This is a genomic window from Edwardsiella sp. A.80236, from assembly GCF_044540725.1.
GTDB lineage: Bacteria > Pseudomonadota > Gammaproteobacteria > Enterobacterales > Enterobacteriaceae > Edwardsiella > Edwardsiella tarda.
Window position 1 is genome coordinate 1 of sequence record NZ_JBIUCY010000048.1, and the last position, 2,517, is coordinate 2,517.

General features: G+C 48.6%; 1 protein-coding gene. It reads right to left on the reverse strand.

All coding sequences use genetic code 11. The annotated features are described in order from the left end of the window. Nucleotides 1-136 precede the first annotated feature (136 nt). Nucleotides 137-580, reverse strand: a complete 444-nt coding sequence (locus ACEQFP_RS17345; RefSeq protein WP_396464371.1) for a hypothetical protein — start codon at nucleotides 578-580, stop codon at nucleotides 137-139. Between the last annotated feature and the right edge of the window lie 1,937 nt (nucleotides 581-2,517).

The window sequence follows — 2,517 nt, forward strand, 5'->3', positions numbered from 1 at the left end:
TCCCTGTTAATTCTCACCGCTCGCCGCAAGATCGGATTAGGGAGCCATTGCGTAGCTTTGGCGAGTCTGTCCGATCGAGGAAGCGGAATAGCTCCTGATGGTTGGGCTTTAGCGCGTTCGCACGGTGTTTCCGTGATTAGCTGATCAGTAACCAGTAAGCGGCGTAGGTTCCCACAAACCCGAAAATCAGCAGGAACATGGCGCAGATCAGCAGCGTGGTAAACCGTTCCCAGCGCTCCCGCTTCCTGATGCCATCGATCGCAGTGCTCAGATCCCCTGTCTGCCGTTGTACGGCGGCGATTATCTCCAGCATCTTTTCACCCCTGTTCTGTGTCTTCTCTAGTAGCTCCCGGTGTGCGCTGGCCAGTTTTGCTGTCTGCCTGTCGATGTCTCGTGCTGAGGACTCCAGCCGGGTGAGATCGTTCTGCGCCTGCTCAAATCGCCGACCGGTCATATTTTCACGTAGTGTGCGTTTCACAAAGTCGCTCAGCGATAGCCGGTTCTTCTCGGCGAGGGCTTCCAGTTCGTGACGCATTTCACTGCTGATCCGGATGCTCAGGGTGGTGGTTTTCGTTGTCATGGCAAAACGTCCTGTAAACGGGGTGTTTGCAGACCGTACACAGCAGGCGTGACGGGGTTCAACGCCTGATTTTGGTAGGTGTGTCTGTAGACACATGTTATGAACTACAGGCACGAGACCGATGTATACACGGGGAAAATCCCCGTTACACAATCGGCGTGCCAAAGGGTGCCCCTTTGCAACCCAACCCCATGCGGTTCTACGAACCTCAAAACCACTCAACCCAGGGACAGGGTATGTTTTGTAGCACCGCCAAGAGTTGGCGGCACACAAAACCCCCGGTCAGGGCGATGCGCCCCGACACCCGGCAGATTTTTTTGCATGCAAAACTTTTGGCGTTACTGACGCGCTGGCGCTTGTCCAACGATGATCGGCGCCCGAAAAAATTCCGGCCACCGATCACCGTTACCGGGTAACGCTGAGGTGGTAAAAATCGGGGGTTGGTGGTCGATTGGCGCTGAGTCTGGCCGTCATGCAGTGTCGTGAATGGCTATGCAACGACGCCAGAATCATCCTGCGCGATTTTGGCCGTCTTGGGGGTACGAAGCTGCGTCTTTTGCCGATAACGCCTCAGAATCGTGCTCAGCGCGTCTGAGGCGGTGCGCCGAGCGGACGTTATGGTAAATATGCTAGTTTTATTGATTTTATGATAATGGGGGAAGTGGTAGATCTATACATAGAATAGTAATTGCTATTAAGTGTGATTAGTCATGTTGTTTTTTGTTGCCACATAAGAATGAGTATCTTGGTGATAACAAACTCCATGAATTGAATATAGTTTTATCGTGAAAATGCCATTATTACTAATTATATCCTCCACCTGATACCCTTCAATAATCACTTTCCATAGATTTATTTTTATAACCCTTCCAGTTGTATAAGTTGTTGATCCGTATTTTGTTTTTGTCGCTATAGTGAATGTTCTTGGGTCTGATTTCTTTATTCCTCTATAATTTCGTATGTATTTACTTAGGTTAATAATTACTGTTAGTGAGCTTATAAACCATTTCCATGACGACAAAATAAAACTAATCATATTTACTCCTGTGCTAGTTGTTTTTTTATTTATAGTTATGGTTTATTCTGTTTTTTAACAAAAAGATTTTATAATGCTTGATTAATATAACTGTAGTTCTACATAACATAAAAAATGTTTTGATACGTTCTTTTTATGATCGGTTGTATTTTACACGAAAATTTTTGTAAGGTTCTTCTTGAGATCCTAATGCTCTCGCCGTAATCTCTTTGCTCTGTAAACGAAAAAACCACCCGGCTAGGTGGTTTTTCGAAGGTTCAGTAAGTTGGGGAACTTCTGAACCGTGGTAACTGGCTTAAACGGAGCGCAGTCACCAAATCTGTCCTTTCAGTGTAGCCGCAGTCAGGTGTCCACTTCAAGAACTCCTTTAAAAGCTCCGTGAACCCAGTTACCAATGGCTGCCGCCAGTGGCGATGTTTTGTGCGTGTTGGGGTTGGAATCATGCGACGAGTTACCCAGCAACGCGCGGCGGTCGGACTGAACGGGGGGTTCGTGCAAACAGTCCAGCTTGGAGCGAACTACCTAAACGGAATCGAGTGTCAGGCGTGGTATGAGAATACGCGGCCATAACAGCGGATAGACACCGATAAACCGCAAGGTAGGAACAGGAGAGCGCACGAGGGAGCTACCAGGTGGAAACGCCTGGGATCTTTATAGTCCTGTCGGGTTTCGCCACTTCTGACTTGAGCACCGGAAATTACTGAATTTCTGTGAAGCTCGTCAGGGGGGCGGAGCCTATGGAAAAACGGGGTTCCTGCGTCTCTTGTTGGCGCTTGCTGCACAGCTTGCGCGCCTGCTTTCCCACAGAATCTGTGTATAACCCTTCCCTGTTAATTCTCACCGCTCGCCGCAAGATCGGATTAGGGAGCCATTGCGTAGCTTTGGCGAGTCTGTCCGATCG

Coding starts and splice junctions, on each gene's coding strand:
- ACEQFP_RS17345 (WP_396464371.1), bottom strand. CDS start 580: ATGACAACGAAAACCACCACCCTGAGCATCCGGATCAGCAGTGAAATG.